The sequence below is a fragment of the Variovorax sp. NFACC27 genome, from assembly GCF_048301545.1.
GTDB classification, from domain to species: Bacteria; Pseudomonadota; Gammaproteobacteria; order Burkholderiales; family Burkholderiaceae_C; genus Variovorax; species Variovorax gossypii.
In genome coordinates, this window is record NZ_CP157613.1 from 2,033,076 (window position 1) to 2,050,861 (window position 17,786).

General features: G+C 65.8%; 20 protein-coding genes. 14 read left to right on the forward strand and 6 right to left on the reverse strand.

Features of this window, described 5'->3' with window-relative positions:
* Positions 1 to 7: 7 nt before the first annotated feature.
* Positions 8 to 337: an L-rhamnose mutarotase gene (locus ABL840_RS09640; protein ID WP_093305767.1), complete on the forward strand. Its 330-nt coding sequence runs from the start codon at positions 8 to 10 to the stop codon at positions 335 to 337.
* Positions 338 to 409: 72 nt separating this feature from the next.
* Positions 410 to 850: a helix-turn-helix domain-containing protein gene (locus ABL840_RS09645; protein ID WP_093205269.1), complete on the forward strand. Its 441-nt coding sequence runs from the start codon at positions 410 to 412 to the stop codon at positions 848 to 850.
* Positions 851 to 885: 35 nt separating this feature from the next.
* On the opposite strand, the gene ABL840_RS09650 is transcribed toward ABL840_RS09645, so the two are convergent.
* The 3 genes from ABL840_RS09650 to ABL840_RS09660 all read right to left on the reverse strand — a co-directional run bounded on the left by ABL840_RS09650 (position 886) and on the right by ABL840_RS09660 (position 4,549).
* Positions 886 to 2,223 (reverse strand): MFS family transporter, encoded by a 1,338-nt coding sequence (locus tag ABL840_RS09650; RefSeq protein ID WP_093205266.1) that lies wholly within the window; start codon positions 2,221 to 2,223, stop codon positions 886 to 888.
* Positions 2,224 to 2,355: 132 nt separating this feature from the next.
* Positions 2,356 to 3,513 carry an alpha-hydroxy acid oxidase gene (locus ABL840_RS09655; protein ID WP_093205263.1) on the reverse strand — a complete coding sequence of 386 codons (1,158 nt, stop codon included), beginning with the start codon at positions 3,511 to 3,513 and terminating at the stop codon, positions 2,356 to 2,358.
* Positions 3,514 to 3,664: 151 nt separating this feature from the next.
* On the reverse strand, positions 3,665 to 4,549 hold the full coding sequence (locus ABL840_RS09660; RefSeq protein ID WP_093305765.1) for a LysR substrate-binding domain-containing protein: 885 nt from the start codon (positions 4,547 to 4,549) through the stop codon (positions 3,665 to 3,667).
* A gap of 118 nt (positions 4,550 to 4,667) precedes the next feature.
* Here ABL840_RS09660 and ABL840_RS09665 point away from each other — a divergent pair, with 118 nt between their 5' ends.
* Positions 4,668 to 6,329 (forward strand): L-lactate permease, encoded by a 1,662-nt coding sequence (locus ABL840_RS09665; protein WP_093205258.1) that lies wholly within the window; start codon positions 4,668 to 4,670, stop codon positions 6,327 to 6,329.
* On the opposite strand, the gene ABL840_RS09670 is transcribed toward ABL840_RS09665, so the two are convergent.
* A complete protein-coding gene (locus tag ABL840_RS09670; RefSeq protein WP_093305763.1) occupies positions 6,307 to 6,933 on the reverse strand; it encodes a TetR/AcrR family transcriptional regulator in 627 nt (208 codons plus the stop codon). The two genes, ABL840_RS09665 and ABL840_RS09670, sit on opposite strands and share 23 nt — an antisense overlap.
* Positions 6,934 to 7,019: 86 nt before the next feature.
* Between ABL840_RS09670 and ABL840_RS09675 the strand changes: the two genes are divergently transcribed.
* The 7 genes from ABL840_RS09675 (at position 7,020) to cynS (ending at position 13,208) form a co-directional block, all read left to right on the forward strand.
* Positions 7,020 to 7,442: a DUF1348 family protein gene (locus ABL840_RS09675; RefSeq protein WP_093305761.1), complete on the forward strand. Its 423-nt coding sequence runs from the start codon at positions 7,020 to 7,022 to the stop codon at positions 7,440 to 7,442.
* Positions 7,443 to 7,601: 159 nt separating this feature from the next.
* Positions 7,602 to 8,789, forward strand: a complete 1,188-nt coding sequence (locus ABL840_RS09680) for a PAS domain-containing sensor histidine kinase (protein ID WP_093305759.1) — start codon at positions 7,602 to 7,604, stop codon at positions 8,787 to 8,789.
* A 1-nt stretch (position 8,790) separates the two neighbouring features.
* Positions 8,791 to 9,459, forward strand: coding sequence for a response regulator transcription factor (locus tag ABL840_RS09685; protein ID WP_093305757.1), 669 nt, complete (start codon positions 8,791 to 8,793; stop codon positions 9,457 to 9,459).
* Between the two features lie 227 nt (positions 9,460 to 9,686).
* A complete protein-coding gene (locus tag ABL840_RS09690) occupies positions 9,687 to 10,970 on the forward strand; it encodes a CmpA/NrtA family ABC transporter substrate-binding protein (protein WP_418116352.1) in 1,284 nt (427 codons plus the stop codon).
* Positions 10,971 to 10,973: 3 nt separating this feature from the next.
* Positions 10,974 to 11,843, forward strand: coding sequence for a nitrate ABC transporter permease (ntrB, locus tag ABL840_RS09695; RefSeq protein ID WP_093305753.1), 870 nt, complete (start codon positions 10,974 to 10,976; stop codon positions 11,841 to 11,843).
* A gap of 31 nt (positions 11,844 to 11,874) precedes the next feature.
* Positions 11,875 to 12,714 carry an ABC transporter ATP-binding protein gene (locus ABL840_RS09700; RefSeq protein ID WP_093305751.1) on the forward strand — a complete coding sequence of 280 codons (840 nt, stop codon included), beginning with the start codon at positions 11,875 to 11,877 and terminating at the stop codon, positions 12,712 to 12,714.
* A 50-nt stretch (positions 12,715 to 12,764) separates the two neighbouring features.
* The gene (gene cynS, locus ABL840_RS09705; RefSeq protein WP_093305749.1) at positions 12,765 to 13,208 is read left to right on the forward strand and encodes a cyanase; all 444 of its coding nucleotides are present in this window, start codon (positions 12,765 to 12,767) and stop codon (positions 13,206 to 13,208) included.
* Here the strand turns inward: cynS and ABL840_RS09710 are convergent.
* A complete protein-coding gene (locus tag ABL840_RS09710) occupies positions 13,202 to 13,963 on the reverse strand; it encodes an SDR family oxidoreductase (RefSeq protein ID WP_093305747.1) in 762 nt (253 codons plus the stop codon). The genes cynS and ABL840_RS09710 overlap by 7 nt on opposite strands.
* Positions 13,964 to 14,126: 163 nt before the next feature.
* The gene (locus tag ABL840_RS09715) at positions 14,127 to 14,480 is read right to left on the reverse strand and encodes an Atu4866 domain-containing protein (protein WP_418116237.1); all 354 of its coding nucleotides are present in this window, start codon (positions 14,478 to 14,480) and stop codon (positions 14,127 to 14,129) included.
* A gap of 198 nt (positions 14,481 to 14,678) precedes the next feature.
* Here ABL840_RS09715 and ABL840_RS09720 point away from each other — a divergent pair, with 198 nt between their 5' ends.
* The 4 genes from ABL840_RS09720 to ABL840_RS09735 all read left to right on the forward strand — a co-directional run bounded on the left by ABL840_RS09720 (position 14,679) and on the right by ABL840_RS09735 (position 17,765).
* Positions 14,679 to 15,227, forward strand: a complete 549-nt coding sequence (locus ABL840_RS09720) for a nucleoside 2-deoxyribosyltransferase (RefSeq protein WP_093305745.1) — start codon at positions 14,679 to 14,681, stop codon at positions 15,225 to 15,227.
* A gap of 149 nt (positions 15,228 to 15,376) precedes the next feature.
* Positions 15,377 to 16,411 (forward strand): DUF4034 domain-containing protein, encoded by a 1,035-nt coding sequence (locus ABL840_RS09725; RefSeq protein WP_143042982.1) that lies wholly within the window; start codon positions 15,377 to 15,379, stop codon positions 16,409 to 16,411.
* A gap of 57 nt (positions 16,412 to 16,468) precedes the next feature.
* Positions 16,469 to 16,705: a hypothetical protein gene (locus ABL840_RS09730; RefSeq protein WP_093205230.1), complete on the forward strand. Its 237-nt coding sequence runs from the start codon at positions 16,469 to 16,471 to the stop codon at positions 16,703 to 16,705.
* Between the two features lie 181 nt (positions 16,706 to 16,886).
* On the forward strand, positions 16,887 to 17,765 hold the full coding sequence (locus tag ABL840_RS09735) for an alpha/beta hydrolase (protein WP_093305741.1): 879 nt from the start codon (positions 16,887 to 16,889) through the stop codon (positions 17,763 to 17,765).
* The last annotated feature ends 21 nt before the right edge of the window (positions 17,766 to 17,786 follow it).

Consider the following 17,786-nt stretch of genomic DNA (forward strand, 5'->3'; position numbering starts at 1 on the left):
ATTGCCCATGCGCCATTTCCTGGCTCTGGATTTGAAGGACGACCCGGCCCTCATCGCCGAATACGAGGCTTATCACCGCGATATCTGGCCCGAGGTGCGCGCGCATCTGAAAGCGCATGGCGTGACCGGCATGGAAATCCATCGCCTCGGTACGCGGATGGTGATGCTGATGGAAACGGACGACGCGCGCTACGACGCCGGGGCGATGGCCCTTGCCGCGCGCGACGATCCGAAGATCAGGCAATGGGAAGAGCTGATGTGGAAATTCCAGGCGCCCACGCCATGGACGCCCGAAGGGGAAAAGTGGGTCGAAATGACGCGGATCTTCCAGTTGTAATCAAAAGATTCATCTTTGATCCAGATTTGAGATTCTTGCCTTGTATTTACATTTGCTGGGCAAAATGCCGGGATGCCAAATATTGCATCCATTCTTAAATCCGAGATTTCGCGCGTAGCCCGCAAGGAAGTGCGCGCGGAAATGGAAACCCTCAAGAAGGCATCCGTTCACCATCGCGCGGCCATCGCGGCGCTGCGCCGCCAGGTGAGTTCGCTGGAGAAGGAGCTGCGCAACGTCGCCAAGGGCACGGCCCGCAGTTCGCGCGCGAGCGCGTCGGAAGAGGACGGAGACGACAGCCCCAAGCGCCGTTTCAGCGCGGGCCGGTTGGCTGCCCATCGCGAGAAGCTGGGTATTTCCGCCGCTTCCTACGGAAAGCTGGTGGGCGTATCGGGCCAGACGATCTATCACTGGGAACAGGGCAAGGCACGCCCCAGGGCCGCGCAGCTCGAAAGCCTCGCTGCCGTGCGCGGACTGGGCAAGCAGCAGGTGGCCGAGCGGCTGGGGGCCGAGTAGCCATCCTTGGCTTGGTCGTTCCTTCCTCTTCCGGGTCAGTGGTCGTGATGCAGGTAGCTCGCCTGCCTCGGCAGCCGCAGGCTCACCAGGAAGGCGACGACCATCATCGCGCTCACGTACCAGAAGAAGGCCGACTCGTGTCCCAGTGACTTGAGTCCCAGCGCCACGTATTCCGCCGAGCCGCCGAAGATCGCGTTCGCCACCGCATAGGCCAGGCCCACGCCGAGCGCACGCACTTCGGGCGGGAACATCTCCGCCTTCACGATGCCGCTGATCGAGGTGTAGAAGCTCACCACGGCCAGCGCCGCGATGATGAGCACGAAGGCCAGCACGGGGCTCGTCGTGTGCTGCAGGGCCGTGAGGACGGGCACCGTCGTCAGCGCGCCGAGCCCGCCGAACAGCAGCATGTTGTTGCGCCGCCCGATGCGGTCCGACAGAGCACCGAACACCGGCTGCATGCACATGTAGACGAACAGTGCCCCCGTCATCACGTAGCTCGCCGTCTTGATCGGCAGGTGCACCGTGTTCACCAGGTACTTCTGCATGTAGGTGGTGAATGTGTAGAAGATCAGCGAGCCGCCTGCCGTGTAGCCCAGCACCGTGAGGAAGGCCGGGGTGTGGTGCCTGAAGAGGCCGGCGATGCTGCCGGCTTCCTTGTTCTTCTTCGCCTCGTCGGTCTGCGTCTCGTGCAGCGTGCGGCGCAGCAGCAGCGCGACCACCGCCGCGATGGCACCGATCACGAAGGGAATGCGCCAGCCCCACGACTTGAGCTCGGCCTCGTCCAGCAGCTGTTCGAGCACCACGATGACGAGCACGGCGAGCAGCTGGCCGCCGATCAGCGTGACGTACTGGAACGACGAGAAGAAGCCGCGCTGGCCGCGCAGCGCCACCTCGCTCATGTAGGTGGCCGTGGTGCCGTACTCGCCGCCGACAGAGAGCCCCTGGAACAGCCGGCAGACCAGCAGCAGGAAGGGCGCCCATGCGCCGATCTGCGCGTAGGTCGGCAGGCAGGCGATGACCAGCGAGCCGCCGCACATCATCGTCACCGAGATCAGCATCGAGGTCTTGCGCCCGAGCCGGTCGGCCAGCCGGCCGAAGAGCCAGCCGCCGATCGGCCGCATGAGGAAGCCCGCCGCGAACACGCCCGCGGTGTTCAGCAGCTGCGCGGTGGGATCGGACTTGGGGAAGAAGGCCGGCGCGAAGTACAGCGCCGAGAAGGCATACACGTAGAAGTCGAACCACTCGACCAGGTTGCCTGAAGAGGCCGCCATGATGGCGAAGACGCGGTGGCGCTTTTCTTCGGCTGTGTAGTGCGGGGGTGATGAGGTAGAGGCCGCTGCTGGGCCTCCCGAGGTAGGCGTGACTGCGCTCATGGTGCCTTCTTGTGCCGCGCGGGCAATGTTGTTGTTTCCAAAACATTCTGCGCCGCCAAGAGGCTGTGGCGTGTCGGCCGATGCCGCATCGGCCTACCCCCGGAATGGCCTTCCGGGGGCGCTCGGGCACGATCAGAAAGTACCGGGCAGCAGGATGCTCGAATCGACGTCGTCGATGCGCGTGCGGCCGCAGAAGGCCATCGTGATGTCGAGTTCCTTCTGGATGATCTGCAGCGCGCGCGTCACGCCCTCCTGCCCGAAGGCGCCCAGGCCGTAGAGGAAGCTGCGGCCGATGAGCGTGCCGCGGGCGCCCAGCGCGCGTGCCTTGAGCACGTCCTGCCCGCTGCGGATGCCGCCGTCCATCCACACCTCGATCTCGTTGCCCACTGCGTCGACGATGGCCGGCAGTGCCGCGATGGACGAAGGCGCGCCGTCGAGCTGGCGGCCGCCGTGGTTCGACACGATGAGCGCGTCGGCGCCGCTCGAAGCCGCGAGGCGCGCATCTTCCACGTCCATCACGCCCTTGAGGATGAGCTTGCCGCCCCAGAGCTTCTTGATCCATTCCACGTCGGCCCAGCTCAGGGCGGGGTCGAACTGCTCGGAGGTCCACGACGACAGCGACGACAGGTCTTTCACGCCCTTGGCGTGGCCCGCGATGTTGCCGAAGGTGCGGCGCTTCGTGCCCAGCATGCCCATGCACCAGCGCGGCTTGGTGGCGAGGTTGATGAGGTTCTTCAGCGTGGGCTTGGGCGGCGCCGTCAGGCCGTTCTTGATGTCCTTGTGGCGCTGGCCGAGGATCTGCAGGTCGAGCGTGAGCTGCAGCGCGGTCACGTTGGCGGCCTTGGCGCGCTCGATCAGGCGCTCGATGAAGTCGCGGTCCTTCATCACGTAGAGCTGGAACCAGAACGGATGGCGGTCGGTGTTCTCGGCGATGTCTTCCAGCGAGCAGATGCTCATGGTCGACAGCGTGAACGGAATGCCGAAGGCCTTGGCCGCGCGCGCGCCGAGGATCTCGCCGTCGGCGTGCTGCATGCCGGTGAGCCCGGTGGGCGCGATGGCCACGGGCATCGCGGTTTCCTGGCCGACCATGGTGGTGCGCAGCGAGCGGCCTTCCATGTTCACGGCCACGCGCTGGCGCAGCTTGATCTTCTGGAAGTCGCTCTCGTTGGCACGGTAGGTGCCCTCGGTCCACGCGCCGGAGTCGGCGTAGTCGTAGAACATCTTCGGCACGCGCCGCTTGGCGATCACCCGCAGGTCTTCGATGTTGGTGATCTTGGAAAGGTCGGACACGGGCTGTCTCCTGGCAGGTTCTTGTGGATCGGCGGAAGCTAACTGGCCATTATCTGCAGGCGCCGCGGCGCGCCATCTGAAAAATGACGGGCCCGCGATTGAAAAGAATTCAGATGGGCCTTTTCAAGCGTCAGGCACCGGGCGTCGGGCTTCAGTCCCGCAGCGTGTCGCGCAGCCACTCGGCGAAGGTCGCGCATTCCCAGCGCTCCATGGTGCCGGGCCGCCAGCACAGGAAATAGGCGTTGGGCGAGGGCACGCTGCGGGCCGACAGCCGCACCAGCCGCCCGTTGTCCAGCCAGGCGCTGCCCAGGCGCAGGTGCATCAGCACCACGCCGAAGTCCTCGGCCGCGGCATCGAGCGCCAGCCCGAGGTCGTTGAACTGGTGCCCCGTGGCCGGCTCGGGCAGGCCCACGCCGCAGGCCTTGAACCAAGTGCGCCACGATTCCAGCGGCGTGCGCAGCAGCTGTGCGCGCGACACCTCGGCGTCGGTGGCGAAGCCGTCGAAGGGGCCGTGGCGCTCGAGGTAGGCGGGGCTGCACACCGGCGAGACCTCGTCGGCCAGCAGCTGGAAGAACTCGCGGTCGTGGAAGGGGCCGGTGCCGAAGCGCAGTTCGAGGTCGGTTTCTTCCACCGTGGTGTTGCGCATCGGCGTGGTCACCTGCAGCACCAGCTCGATGTTCGGGTACGCGTCGCGAAAGCGGGCCAGCCTCGGCAGCAGCATCTGCCGCGAGAAGGTCGGCGTGACGGCCACGCGCAGCCGCCGCAGCTGCGATTCGGGCTCGCGGCCGGGCACCCGCTGCAGCGCGGCGATGGCCTCGCGCACGCGCGCAAGGTAGGCCGTGCCGTCGGCGCTGAGGCTGAAGTCGTTGCCCACGAAGAACTTGAGCCCCAGCAGCAGCTCGAGCTGGCGGATGCGGTGGCTCACCGCGCTGGGCGTCACGCTGAGCTCTTCGGCGGCGAGGTTCACGCTGCGCAGCCGCGCGACGGCCTCGAAGGCCTGCAGGCCCTGTGTCGAGGGGAGACGCGGAGAAACCATCTTTTGTCGGGGGAGGTAGCGGGGTAGGATGGTAGCGAACGCTTTCGGTCGCTCGCGGCGGAACCTTTCCGCCTCTTGCTGCCGACTCAAAAAGATTCCAACAAAGAGGAGCAAGCGCATGGTCTGGCAACAGGTTTACAACCCGTTCGGCAACATGATCGTATCGACGGCGCTGGCCGCGATACCGGTGGTGGTGATGCTGGTGTGTCTGGGGCTGCTGCACGTCAAGGCGCACTACGCGGCGGGGCTGGGCCTGCTGAGCGCGGTGGTCATCGCGGTGTTCGCGTTCGGCATGCCGGCCGACATGGCGGGCAAGGCGGCGTTCCTGGGCGGCATCACCGGCCTGCTGCCCATCGGCTGGATCGTGCTGAACATCATCTTCCTGCAGCAGCTCACGCAGCAGAACGGCAGCTTCCAGATACTGCAGGACTCCATCGCCGGCATCACGGAAGACAGGCGCCTGCAGCTGCTGCTCATCGCGTTCGCCTTCGGCGCCTTTTTCGAGGGCGCGGCGGGCTTCGGCACGCCGGTTGCGGTCACTGCGGCCATCCTCATCGGGCTGGGCTTCTCGCCGCTCGCGGCCTCGGGGCTATCGCTCATCGCCAACACCGCGCCGGTGGCCTTCGGCGCGCTGGGCACGCCGGTCATCACGCTGGCCAAGGTGCACGGCTACGACCTGATGGCGGTCACCGCGATGATCGGGCGGCAGCTGCCGTTCTTCTCTCTGCTGGTGCCGTTCTGGCTCATCTGGGCCTTCGCGGGGCGCAAGGGAATGATGGAGGTGTGGCCGGCCATCCTGGTGACGGGCGTGTCCTTCGCGATCCCGCAGTTCCTGGTGTCGAACTACATCGGGCCAGAGCTGGTGGACATCATCGCGGCCATCGTGTCGATGGCGTGCCTGATCGCGTTCCTGCGCGTGTGGAAGCCGAAGAAGGTCTGGACCTCGGTGTCGCTCAAGGGGCACGAGGCCGATGGCGGAGAGGCCGCGGCGGCCGTCGCGCCCACGAAGCACTCGACCGCCGCCGTGATCCGCGCATGGACCCCGTGGCTCATCCTCACCGTGTTCGTGTTCATCTGGGGCCTGCCCGCGGTGAAGACCTGGCTCAACGGCATCTTCGCGCCGAGCTTCCCCATCGACGGGCTGCACAACATGGTCGAGAAGGTGGCGCCCGTGGTGCCCAAGCCCACGAAGGAGGGCGCGGTCTACCAGCTGCTGCTGCTTTCCGCCACGGGCACGGGCATCCTGGCGTCGGCCATCGTGGGCGGGCTGGTGATGAAGTACAACCCGATCCAGCTCGTGGCCGCCTACGGCCGCACGCTGTGGCTGGTGAAGTTCTCGCTGCTCACCATCGTGCTGATGCTCGCACTGGGCACGCTCACGCGCTATTCGGGGCTGGACACCACGCTGGGCCTGGCCTTCGCCAACACCGGCGTGCTCTATCCCTTCTTCGGCACGCTGATGGGCTGGCTGGGCGTGGCGCTCACCGGCTCCGACACCGCATCGAACGTGCTCTTCGGCGGCATGCAGAAAGTGGCGGCCGACCAGCTCGGCCTGAGTCCGAACCTGATGGGCGCGGCCAACAGCTCGGGCGGCGTGATGGGCAAGATGATCGACGCACAGTCGATCGTGGTCGCCTCTACCGCCACGCGCTGGTTCAACCACGAGGGCGAGATCCTGCGCTACGTGTTCTTCCACTCCATCGCGCTGGCCTGCCTCGTGGGCCTGTACGTGACGCTGCAGGCCTATGTGTGGCCGTTCACGCTGATGGTCGTGAAGTGATGTCGGGCAGCGTGGCCGCCAGCGCCTGAAGCAGCCGGCGCAGGTCGTCGACCGCTTCGCGCGCCAGCGCGGCGCCGCCCATCTGCGCCTTGACGATGGCGCCGTCGACGCCCAGCGCGGCGGCCTGCGCAACGGCCATGCGGCGCGGGCCCTCCAGCGATTCGGGCAGCAGCCCGGCAATCACTTCGACCATCTCGCGCTTGTGTTCGCGCGAGATGTCGCTCGCACCGCCCACGCTGCCGCCTACCTCGACCACCGAGTTGATGAAGGCGCAGCCGCGGAAGGCCGAGTCGGCGAACCACTCGGCCATGGCATCGGCCAGCACCTCGAGCGCCTGGCCGACGCCGATGCGCTGCTGCGCGCCGAGCCGGCCGAGGGCATCGACGAACCACGCCATCCACAGGCCGTGGCGGTGGTTGAGGAAAGCGCGCACCAGGTCGTCCTTCGACGGGAAGTGCCGGTAGAAGGTGACCTTGGTGACGCCCGATGTTGCGATGACGCGGTCGATGCCGGTCGCGCGGATGCCGTCGGCGTAGAAGAGGTCGTGCGCGGTGCGGAGGATGCGTTCGCGCGCAGGCAGTTCGGAGATGGAGGAGATGTCCATGGCGCGATTGTAGGCATGTAGACAGGTCTGTCTACATGTGGCACATTGCCACGCATTCCTCTTCAACTTCAATCGAAAGAATCGTCATGGAATCACGCCCGCCGCTGCCGCCCTTCACCCTCGAATCCGCCACCAAGAAAGTCCAGGCCGCCGAAGACGCCTGGAACTCGCGCGACCCCGTGCGCGTGAGCCTGGCCTACACGCCCGACACCGAGTGGCGCAATCGCGCCGAGTTCGTCAACGGCCGCGAGCAGGTGGTCGAGTTCCTGTCGCGCAAGTGGGTGCGCGAGCTCGACTACCGGTTGAAGAAGCAGCTCTGGGCCTTCATGGACAACCGCATCGCGGTGCGCTTCGAGTACGAATGGCACGACGATGCCGGCCAGTGGTATCGCAGCCATGGCAACGAGAACTGGGAGTTCGCGGAGAACGGCCTGATGCAACGGCGCTTCGCGAGCATCAACGACCAGCCCATCAAGGAATCGGACCGAAAGTTCCACTGGGCTCGTTGACCCCGCGTTGTTCCCTCTCCCCCTGGGGAGAGGGCTAGGGTGAGGGAGCAGCCTCGATATCGTCGCGCTCTATCCGCCGCCGACGCACCCTCACCCCAACCCTCTCCCCGGGGGAGAGGGAGCAAGCCCCCGGGCACGGCTGTTGCTTGCTTTTGGTGCATGGAGACGCCCGTACTGAACCCCGCCGCCAGCCACCCGCTCTGGCAGCACCAGCTCGGCCTGCTGCTGGAATCGACGGGCGAGGGCATCTTCGGCATCGACCTAGACGGTCATTGCATGTTCATCAACCGGGCTGGCGCGCAGATGCTCGGCCATGAGGTGCGCGACGTGCTCGGCTCCAACATGCACGAGCTCACGCACCATTCGCACCCCGACGGCTCGCACTACGCCGACACCGACTGTCCCATCTTCAACGCCTTCCGGCGCGGGCTGCCCTGCCGCATCGACACCGAAGTGTTCTGGCGCCGCGACGGCAGCGCCTTCGCGGTCGAGTATTCGAGCCACCCCATCATGGACGGCACGCAGGTGCGCGGCGCCGTCATCACCTTCGTCGACATCACGGAGCGTCGCCGCCAGGCCGAGGCGCTGCAGCAGGCCAAGGACGAGCTCGGCCAGCGTGTGCAGGAGCGCACCCGCGAGCTCAGCGACGCGCTGGCGCAGTTGCGCGAGCTTTCCGCATGGCTCGACAAGGTGCGCGAGGACGAGCGCACCCGCATCGCGCGCGAAGTGCACGACGAGCTCGGCAGCCTGCTGGTGGCGCTGAAGATGGACGTCAACTGGATCGGCAAGCGCCTGGGCGAGCAGCAGGAACGCACGCCCGACGCGGCGCAGGCCATGCGCGAGCAGATGCGCTGCAAGTGCACGAACATGAGCCAGCTCATCGAACGCGCGGTGGACAACGTGGGTCGCATCATCACCGACCTGCGCCCCAGCATCCTCGACCACCAGGGCCTGTGGGCCGCGCTCGAATGGCAGGCACACGAGTTCGTGCAGGCGGCCGAGCTGGAGCTGGACTGGCGCTTCGACGTGCCGCCCGGCGTGGAGCTGCCCGAGCCCGCGGCCATCGCGGTGTTCCGCATCTTCCAGGAGATGCTGAGCAATGTCGGGCGCCATGCGAAGGCGAGCCGCCTCGGCATCCGCATCGGTGCCGAGCAGGGGCGGCTGAGCATCAGCGTGCGGGACGACGGCGTCGGCGCGCCGGCGCAGGCCTTCGAGGCCGCCACCTCCTACGGCGTGCTCGGCATGCGCGAACGAGCGCGGCACTTCGGCGGGCGCATCGACATCGAGAGCCGCGTGGGCGAGGGGAGCACCTTCCGCCTGCACCTGCCGCTGGCCGTGGAGGCTTGAGATGAGCGACATCCGCGTACTCATAGGCGACGATCACCGCATCGTGCGCGAGGGCCTGAAGCAGATGCTGGGCGACCTCTCCAACGGCCTGCCCGCCATGGTCGTGCGTGCCGAGGCACAGACCGGCCCCGAGGTGCTGGAAGCCGTGCAGGCGCTCGGCGGTCCGGAGGGCCTCGACGTGGTGCTGCTCGACATAGCCTTGCCCGGCCGCGACGGCCTCGACGTGCTGCAGGCGCTGCGCAAGCAGTGGCCCACGCTCCCGGTGCTGATGCTCAGCACTTATCCGGAGAAGCAGTACGCGGTGCGCTGCATCAAGCTGGGCGCCTCGGGCTATCTCAACAAGAGCGCCGATGCCGACGACATGGTCGGCGCGGTGCGCAAAGTCGCGGCCGGCGGGCTCTACGTGTCGGCGGCCACGGCCGAGGCGCTGGCCACCGCCGTGGGCCGGGGCGCCGGGCAGGGCGCCGAGATGCTCTCGCATCGCGAGCATCAGGTGTACCGGCTGCTCAGCGCGGGGCACAGCGTGAGCGAAATCGGTGCGCAGCTGGGCCTGGCGCCCAATACCGTGAGCACATACCGCGCGCGCATCCTCGAGAAGACCGGCACCAAGAACGACGTGGAGCTGGCCCTGTACGCCGAACGCCACGGCAAGCAGGGCGCGAACGGCTGAAAAAGGCCGAAGACACCGCCGGCGTGCACCGGCTTGTAGTGCCAGCCCTACAAGACCTCGACATCGGCGGCACGATCTGAAGCCGCAAGCTCCGGAATGGCCTGCGCAGGGCCTTTCCGGCCCGGCGCTTGCAACGGCGGCTGCATCTTTCCAACGAGGTGCACACCATGTCCAGCCCGCACGAACCGACCGCCTGCGATCCCTACGATGCCGACCGGCCATTGAACATGCGCTGCGCCTGCGGGCGCGTGCACGGCGCCGGTGTGTTGCCAGAAGACAAGCTCGAAGCCAGCCTCATGAAGGCGCTGTTCCCCGTCGACAGCGTGCGGCGCGGCTTCCTGCGCGCCGTGGGTGCCAATACCGCACGCGCCGCCATCGCCTCGGTGTTTCCGCTCGGCGCGCTGCAGGCCATGGCACAGGAGAAGGCGCCGCTGGAGAAGACGAAGCTGAAGATCGGCTTCATTCCCATCACCTGCGCCACGCCGCTCATCATGGCGCATCCGCTGGGCTTCTATCAGAAGCAGGGCCTCGATGTGGAGGTGGTGAAGACGGCGGGCTGGGCGCTCATTCGCGACAAGATGCTCAACAAGGAGTACGACGCCACGCACTTCCTGTCGCCGATGCCGCTGGCCATCTCGATGGGCGCGGGTTCCAACGCGGTGCCCATGAACGTCGCGACCATCCAGAACACCAACGGGCAGGCCATCACGCTGGCCAACAAGCACAAGGACAGGCGCGACCCCAAGACCTGGAAGGGCCTGAAGTTCGCCGTGCCGTTCGAGTACAGCATGCACAACTTCCTGCTGCGCTACTACGTGGCGGAAGCGGGCCTGAACCCCGACACCGACATCCAGATCCGCGTGGTGCCGCCGCCCGAGATGGTGGCCAACCTGCGCGCCGGCAACATCGACGGCTACCTCGGCCCCGACCCGTTCAACCAGCGCGCGGTGTTCGAGGAGATCGGCTTCATCCACCTGCTCACCCGGGAGCTGTGGAACGGCCACCCCTGCTGCGCCTTCGGCACCTCGACCGAGTTCATCGAGAAGAACCCCAACACCTTCGCCGCGCTCGTGCGCTCGGTGCTCACCGCGTCGGCCATGGCGCGCGATCCGAAGAACCGCGAGCTCATCGCCAAGGTGATCGCGCCCGCGCAGTACCTGAACCAGCCCGAGACCGTGCTCACGCAGGTGCTCACCGGCAAGTTCGCCGACGGGCTGGGCAACATCCGCACCGTGCCCGACCGCGCCGACTTCGACCCGATTCCGTGGCAGTCGATGGCCGTGTGGATGCTCACGCAGATGAAGCGCTGGGGCTACGTGAAAGGCGACATCAACTACAGGCAGATCGCCGAGAAGGTCTTCCTGCTCACCGACGCCAAGAAGCGCATGAAGGACCTGGGCCAGGCCGTGCCCGATGGGGCGTACCCCAAGTTCACCATCATGGGCAAGGTGTTCGACCCCGCGAAGCCCGACGACTACGTCAAGAGCTTCGCCATCGCGAAGATGGCCTGAGCCATGCCGAAGAAGGCTCTTTCGTTCAAGGCGGCGCTGGTGTCGCTGCTGATGTTCCTGCTGCTGGTGGGCGTGTGGCAGATCGCGACCGCACCGGCCGGCGGCGCTTCCGCCGCGGCAGGCATGACCGCCGAGCAGATCGAATACCAGAAGATGCTCGGCAAGGACCCGACGCAGGGCCAGGTGAAGAGTTCCGGCTTTCCCACGCCCGCCGAGATGGCCGCCACCGCGTGGAAGCACCTGTCGAATCCGTTCTACGACAACGGGCCGAACGACAAGGGCATCGCCATCCAGCTGGCCTATTCGCTGGCGCGCGTGGGCCTGGGCTTCGTGCTGGCGTGCGCGGTGGCGGTGCCGCTGGGCTTCGTCATCGGCATGTCGCCGCTGCTGCACAGGGCTTTCGATCCGTTCATCCAGGTGCTCAAACCGATCTCGCCGCTGGCGTGGATGCCGCTGGCGCTCTACACCATCAAGGACTCGTCGGTCAGCGGCATCTTCGTGATCTTCATCTGCTCGGTGTGGCCGATGCTGCTGAACACCGCCTTCGGCGTGGCCTCGGTCAAGCGCGAGTGGCTCAACGTGGCCAGCACGCTCGAGGTAAGGCCGCTGCGCCGCGCGTTCCGCGTCATCCTGCCGGCGGCGGCGCCCACCATCCTCACCGGCATGCGCATCAGCATGAGCATCGCGTGGCTGGTCATCGTGGCGGCCGAGATGCTGGTGGGCGGCACGGGCATCGGCTACTTCGTGTGGAACGAGTGGAACAACCTGTCGCTCACCAACGTGATCTTCGCGATCCTGCTGATCGGCGTCGTGGGCATGCTGCTCGACCAGGCCTTCGCGGGGCTGCAGCGAAAGGTGACCTATGTGGAGTGAGCGCGCCGGTCTTCCGGCCCGAGGTGAAGCCATGACCCAGCCTGTCGTTTCCGCCGCCGTGGAGGCGCCGGGCGCCCGTGGCTTCCTGCGCGTCGAGGGGCTGGCCAAGGCCTTCGTGCCCGCGCGGCCCGTGTTCGCCGACGTGTCGTTCACGCTCGATCGCGGCGAGTTCGTCTGCATCATCGGCCACTCGGGCTGCGGCAAGACCACCATCCTCAACGTGCTGGCGGGCCTCGACCAGGCCAGCGCGGGCCACGTCTTCATGGACGGGCGCGAGGTGGCCGGCCCCAGCCTGGAGCGCGGCGTGGTGTTCCAGAGCCACGCGCTCATGCCGTGGCTCACCGTGCGAAGGAACATCGCCTTCGCCGTGGTCTCGCGCTGGCCCGAGTGGTCGGCCGCGCAGGTCGATGCGCAGGTGGAGCGCTTCGTCGCCATGGTCGGGCTGCAGGCGGCCATCGACAAGAAGCCTTCGCAGCTCTCGGGCGGCATGAAGCAGCGCGTGGGCATTGCGCGCGCCTTCGCCATCAGCCCCAAGATGCTGCTGCTCGACGAGCCCTTCGGGGCGCTCGACGCGCTCACGCGCGGCACCATCCAGGACGAGCTGATGGCCATCGTGCGGCAGACGCAGCAGACCGTCTTCATGATCACGCACGACGTGGACGAGGCCATCCTGCTGGCCGACCGCATCCTGCTGATGAGCAACGGTGCCGACCTGCCGCAGGGCGGCTGGCGCGCGGGGAACATCGTCGAGACGGTGATCAACCCGCTGCCGCGCGAGCGCACGCGCGCGTCGCTGCACCACCTCGACGGCTACTACGCGCTGCGCAACCACATCGTCGATTTCCTCGTCACGCGCGCGAAGGCTGCGTGACCTCGCCTTCACCCCTCTTCATCCTTCATTTCAATCAGGAGCAAACCCGCATGAACCGCAACGACGTCACCGAGAAGATCATCACCGTCAAGGTGAGCAAGGGCATCCAGTGGGCCGACGTGGCGAAGAAGGTCGGCCTTTCGAAGGAATGGACCACCGCCGCCTGCCTCGGCCAGATGACGCTCGACGACAGGCAGGCGAAGATCGTCGGCAAGATCTTCGGCCTCACCGCCGAGGAGCAGAAGTGGCTGAAGGTGGTGCCCTACAAGGGCTCGCTGCCTACGCCGGTGCCCACCGATCCGCTCATCTACCGCTGGTACGAGGTGGTGAGCGTGTACGGCACCACCATCAAGGAGCTGATCCACGAGGAGTTCGGCGACGGCATCATGAGCGCCATCGACTTCAGCATGGACATCCAGCGCGAGGCCGACCCGAAGGGCGACCGCGTCAACGTGGTGCTGTCGGGCAAGTTCCTGCCCTACAAGACCTACTGAGCGTATTCGGCCGGTCGCGGCCTCTGCTGCCTGGCAGGCGGGCGCATCGCACCGGTCGTGATGCCGTAGCCCTCGATGGCCCCCGCGATCGAGCGCGCCACCGCATCCGCCGGCACCGCGATGCGCCGGTTGGTGCGCATGCGTTCACGCGCGTAGCTGGCCGCGATGCGCTCGGCCAGCGGATCGATGGGGCCGTGCACGTCGGGGCTCACCACCGTCACGTGCAGCCGGCCGGCATGTTCCTGCCGCAGGCCTTCGGAGATCGCGTTCACCGCGTACTGCGTGCCGTGATACACCGCCGAGCCCGGCGACAAGCCATGCATGGCTACCGGCGCCACGTTCACGATGTGGCCCCAGCCCTGCTCCTGCATCGTCGGCAGCACCGCCGCGATGCCGAGCAGCACGCCGCGCAGGTTCACGTCGATCGTGAGTTCCCACTCCTCGATCTTGCGGTTCCACAGCGGCGACATCGGCATCACGCCCGCGGCGTTGACGAGCACGTCGATCTGCTCGTGCGTCTCCAGCGCGAATTCGGCAAAGGCTTCCACGTCGGGCCGGTGCGTCACGTCGAGCCGCTGGAAGCTCGCCGTGCCGCCCGTGGCCGTGATCTCGGCCACGAGCGCCGCGAGCCTGTCGGTACGGCGCGCCCCGAGCACCACCTTGGCGCCGCGCCGCGCAAGAAGCCTGGCGGTCGCTTCGCCGATGCCGCTGCTCGCGCCGGTGATGAGTACGACTTTTTCCTGGATTGTGGTCATGGAGAACTCCTCGTGCTGGTCTTGCTGCCGTGGGGCGCACACTGAAATGAGCGTGGGCCGGGCATGCAGAGAAGTGTGCTTTTTCGCAAGCCCCAAGCGGTAGACGAATCGAACGCGGTTTTTGCCTGATCCTGCAAAACACGTGGCCGACCGCATCCGGCGCTCAGCGTTGCGTAGTGCTTTCGCGGTAGAGCACCATGCCCGCGTGATACAGCACGCCGTCGCGGAATTCGCCGTCGGCCGTGAAGCCGGTGTCGTCGACGTAGTCGATGTGGTTGCCGCTGAGCATGTAGCGCCCCTGATAGGCGCTGAGGCGCGTTCCGCGCGCTTCGTCGTAGCGGCCATCAGGCAGCAGTTCGTGGCGGATGTGACCGTCTTGTGTCACCCACATGCCCACGAAGCGATTCGGGTCTTCGAGCAGCCTGGGGCGCTGCGGCTGGGCCTGCGAAGGGCCCGATGCCATGGCGAGGGACAGCGAGAGCGCGGTGAGTGCGCCGGTGCGACGTGCGGTGTTCATGGTGCGCCTTGGTTCGTGAATGGAGCGTCCATTCTTGAAAAAGGCGCGACCGGAGCGTTAGTCGCTTCGTGCGAGTTTCTTGCCTGATTCCCCGAAGACCCGGCCGTTGGGGCCATGGGCCGATGCATCCATCGGTAAGTCGCTTTGCACCATGTCGCAAGGATTGAGCAGGAGCCGGAAATCGCCGATGCTCCGTCGATGGACAACAAGCCTCCCGGGAACACGGCCCGCCCGCGCATCTACCTCGCGGGCCCGGACGTCTTTCGCCCCGACGCAAGGGAGCACTTCGTCAGGCTGACGGCTGCCTGCGATGCCGCCGGCCTCGCGGCACTGCTGCCGGCCGACGGCAACGAAGAGCAGACCTCCGACGCACCGGAGAAGCAGATCTACGAAGCCAACATGCGGCGCCTTCGCGGCGCAGACGGCGTCGTCGCCAATCTCGCCAGCTTCAGGGGCATGGAGCCCGACTCCGGCACGGTGTTCGAGGTCGGTGCCGCGATTGCGCTGGGCATTCCGGTCGTGGCTTATGGAGTGCCCGAGGGCAGCTACGCCGGACGCGTGCGTGCCGCGCTGCCGTGCGAGGTCGATGCGAGCGGCGTGCTGCGCGAGCGCGGCACCGGCATCGCCGTCGAGGACTTCGGCCAGCAGCTGAACCTGATGCTGGCCTGCTCGATCTGCATCGAGCCTACGCCGGAAGCGGCCCTGCAAAGAATGGCTGCTCTGCTTGTCACCGCTGGCGGACGATAGAGCGCTGCGCGGGCCTCCTATCCATCAGGCCGAGTCAAAGAGTACTTCTTGCTTGAGTGCTTGATTGCGGCGCAACGAAGTAGTTACGATCCACCAGGGGAGACGCCTGTGCTGCAGACAACCGCGGCCCACTCCTTCGAAAGGCCTATATGAATCTTTCAAGGCAGTTGTCATGGCTGATGTCGGGCTTGCTCTGCGCTACGTGCGCTGTGGCAGCACAGCAAACCGACCAAGAAGAGCGTGATTCGATTGTTGCGGCTGTGCGAAGTGCACTGGAAGCACGTGATTTCGAAGTGCTGGAGCGCATGTCTCAAAAATTCCGGATCGAGAGGCAGCGCACGGCAAGCGGCTTATGGAAATTGACGATGTTCCATGCCGGCATCAGAGGCGCGATTGCCGACAAGACGAGAGAAGGAGGCGCGGCGTCCACCAAGCTTGAATCAGAGATCAAAGCGTGGGCAGCCCTGTACCCCAAGTCGCCAGTACCAATTACCGCCATGAGTGCCATTCACATCTCCCGTGCCTGGGGCATCAGAGGGAGCGGGTACGCGTCGGATGTCAAACCTGAAGCCTGGAAGCCCTTTGCGCAGTCTGTCGAGCGGGCTCGCATTGTTTTGGAGCAAGGCAAAGCGACCGCGTCAGTTGACCCTCATTGGTATGAAATGATGCTCCTCGTAGCAAAAGCCCAGGGCTGGGAGCATGAGCGATTCAATGGGCTCCTGAACGAAGCCCTCACCAGGGAGCCACTTTTCTATCAAACGTACTTTGCGGCCCTTGAGTATTTGCTTCCCAAGTGGCACGGCGACTTGAGAGAGATTGAAGTATTCGCGCGCGATGCTGTCAAACGCACATCGAAGACCGAGGGGCAGGGGATGTATGCGCGCATATATTGGTTTGCTTCGGAGGCTCAGTTCGGCAACGACCTGTTCACCAACTCTCTTGCGAGATGGCCGCAAATGAAGGCTGGATTTGATGATGTGATTGCCAAGTATCCCGATAGTTGGAACATGAGCAGCTACGCGAAGTTTGCTTGCCTTGCCCAGGACAGGGCAACAACAGCACAGTTGCTGAAGCGAGTGGGTGTGTCTGGTGAGCCGAAGGCATGGCCGAAGGGAATGCTCAAGGCCTGTACTGACTGGGCGTTCGCACCAGCGTCTGCGCCGCGAAAAGGCGAGCGCCAATAGACGTCGAATCTTGAGAATCAAGCGTCGGCAAGAAAAGTGCTGTGAACGGTGCAGGAAATGCCCACTGCCGAACAACTACATCAAGCCAACAACGATGTTCTCGTTGCATGCGAGGAATTGCTGAAGTCTGCGATCATGATTCGTGAGATGGCGATAAAAGAGCGCGACAAGCACTCGAAAGCATCGGCGGAATGGGAGCGCCTGAACGATCTCCTGACAAATGCCGACAGCCAGGTTTTCGGTGCGCGGGCGTCTCTAGCTGAAGCGCAAGCCCGGATAGCTGCAGAACAGTAGAAGGCAATCAAGGTGCCGGAGTCGTATTTACGTGCGTTCCGCGAACAAACAGGAGAGCTTTCCGGACAGTGGCCGCCTCGTGCTTCCCACTGCGATCACCACCCCCGGAATCCAATGAAACCCACAGCTGCATAGGCCGAATTCTGCCTTGCAGTGTTGAACATTACCGATGGAGCGGCGCATGCCCACTACAGAGACCCACTTCGAACTGACCGCCAACGACGGCGTTACGGTGGAGGTCCATCGCTGGCTGGGCACGGTGACGAAGCCGCGCGCCATCGTCCAGCTGGCGCACGGCATGGGCGAGCACTCGCTGCGCTACCGGCACCTGGCCGAATCGTTGGTGCAGGCGGGCTATGCGGTCTATGCGAACGAGCATCGCGGCCATGGCAAGGGCGCGGCCGCGCGCGGCGAACTGGGCGAGTTCGGCCCGCGCGCGTTCGCCGGGCTGGTGGACGACATGGCGCTGCTGAGCCATCACGTGCGCGGCGTGCACCCGGGTCTGCCGCTGATCCTCCTGGGTCACAGCATGGGCTCCTTCGCAACGCAGTACTACCTCGTCGAGCACAGCGCGCTGCTTGCGGGGGCGGTGCTCTCGGGCACCTCGGCGCTCGATCTGCTGGGGGCCGCATTGCAGTCCGGCTTCAAGCTGGAAGACATGAACGCCGCGCTGCCCGATGTTCGTACGCCCTTCGACTGGCTCAGCCGCGATCCGACGCAGGTCGATGCGTACATCGCCGATCCGCTGTGCGGGTTCACGGTCTCGGCCGAGGGGCTAGGCTCGATGTTCGCCAAGCTGGCCGATCTCACGCCCGATGCGATGCGCAAGAGCATCCGGCCCGAACTGCCTCTTTATCTGTTCATCGGCGACGAGGACCCGGTGAGCAACAAGGCAGAGTGGTTCTATCCGCTGGTGCAGCGCTATCGCGAGGCGGGGCTGCGCGACGTGTCGTGCCACGTGTTCGGCGGCGCGCGTCACGAGACGCTGAACGAAACCAACCGCGACGAGGTCGAGGCGGTACTGCTCGCGTGGATCGCACGGGTGGTGGGGAGGGGCTGAAAGGGCCGAAAAGCCCGAAGC

Coding starts and splice junctions, on each gene's coding strand:
- ABL840_RS09700 (WP_093305751.1), top strand. CDS start 11,875: ATGACCCAGCCTGTCGTTTCCGCCGCCGTGGAGGCGCCGGGCGCCCGT.
- ABL840_RS09640 (WP_093305767.1), top strand. CDS start 8: ATGCGCCATTTCCTGGCTCTGGATTTGAAGGACGACCCGGCCCTCATC.
- ABL840_RS09690 (WP_418116352.1), top strand. CDS start 9,687: ATGCGCTGCGCCTGCGGGCGCGTGCACGGCGCCGGTGTGTTGCCAGAA.
- ABL840_RS09710 (WP_093305747.1), bottom strand. CDS start 13,963: ATGACCACAATCCAGGAAAAAGTCGTACTCATCACCGGCGCGAGCAGC.
- ABL840_RS09650 (WP_093205266.1), bottom strand. CDS start 2,223: ATGAGCGCAGTCACGCCTACCTCGGGAGGCCCAGCAGCGGCCTCTACC.
- ABL840_RS09670 (WP_093305763.1), bottom strand. CDS start 6,933: ATGGACATCTCCTCCATCTCCGAACTGCCTGCGCGCGAACGCATCCTC.
- ABL840_RS09685 (WP_093305757.1), top strand. CDS start 8,791: ATGAGCGACATCCGCGTACTCATAGGCGACGATCACCGCATCGTGCGC.
- ABL840_RS09675 (WP_093305761.1), top strand. CDS start 7,020: ATGGAATCACGCCCGCCGCTGCCGCCCTTCACCCTCGAATCCGCCACC.
- cynS (WP_093305749.1), top strand. CDS start 12,765: ATGAACCGCAACGACGTCACCGAGAAGATCATCACCGTCAAGGTGAGC.
- ABL840_RS09735 (WP_093305741.1), top strand. CDS start 16,887: ATGCCCACTACAGAGACCCACTTCGAACTGACCGCCAACGACGGCGTT.
- ABL840_RS09660 (WP_093305765.1), bottom strand. CDS start 4,549: ATGGTTTCTCCGCGTCTCCCCTCGACACAGGGCCTGCAGGCCTTCGAG.
- ntrB (WP_093305753.1), top strand. CDS start 10,974: ATGCCGAAGAAGGCTCTTTCGTTCAAGGCGGCGCTGGTGTCGCTGCTG.
- ABL840_RS09665 (WP_093205258.1), top strand. CDS start 4,668: ATGGTCTGGCAACAGGTTTACAACCCGTTCGGCAACATGATCGTATCG.
- ABL840_RS09645 (WP_093205269.1), top strand. CDS start 410: ATGCCAAATATTGCATCCATTCTTAAATCCGAGATTTCGCGCGTAGCC.
- ABL840_RS09715 (WP_418116237.1), bottom strand. CDS start 14,480: ATGAACACCGCACGTCGCACCGGCGCACTCACCGCGCTCTCGCTGTCC.
- ABL840_RS09725 (WP_143042982.1), top strand. CDS start 15,377: ATGAATCTTTCAAGGCAGTTGTCATGGCTGATGTCGGGCTTGCTCTGC.
- ABL840_RS09720 (WP_093305745.1), top strand. CDS start 14,679: ATGGACAACAAGCCTCCCGGGAACACGGCCCGCCCGCGCATCTACCTC.
- ABL840_RS09730 (WP_093205230.1), top strand. CDS start 16,469: ATGCCCACTGCCGAACAACTACATCAAGCCAACAACGATGTTCTCGTT.
- ABL840_RS09680 (WP_093305759.1), top strand. CDS start 7,602: ATGGAGACGCCCGTACTGAACCCCGCCGCCAGCCACCCGCTCTGGCAG.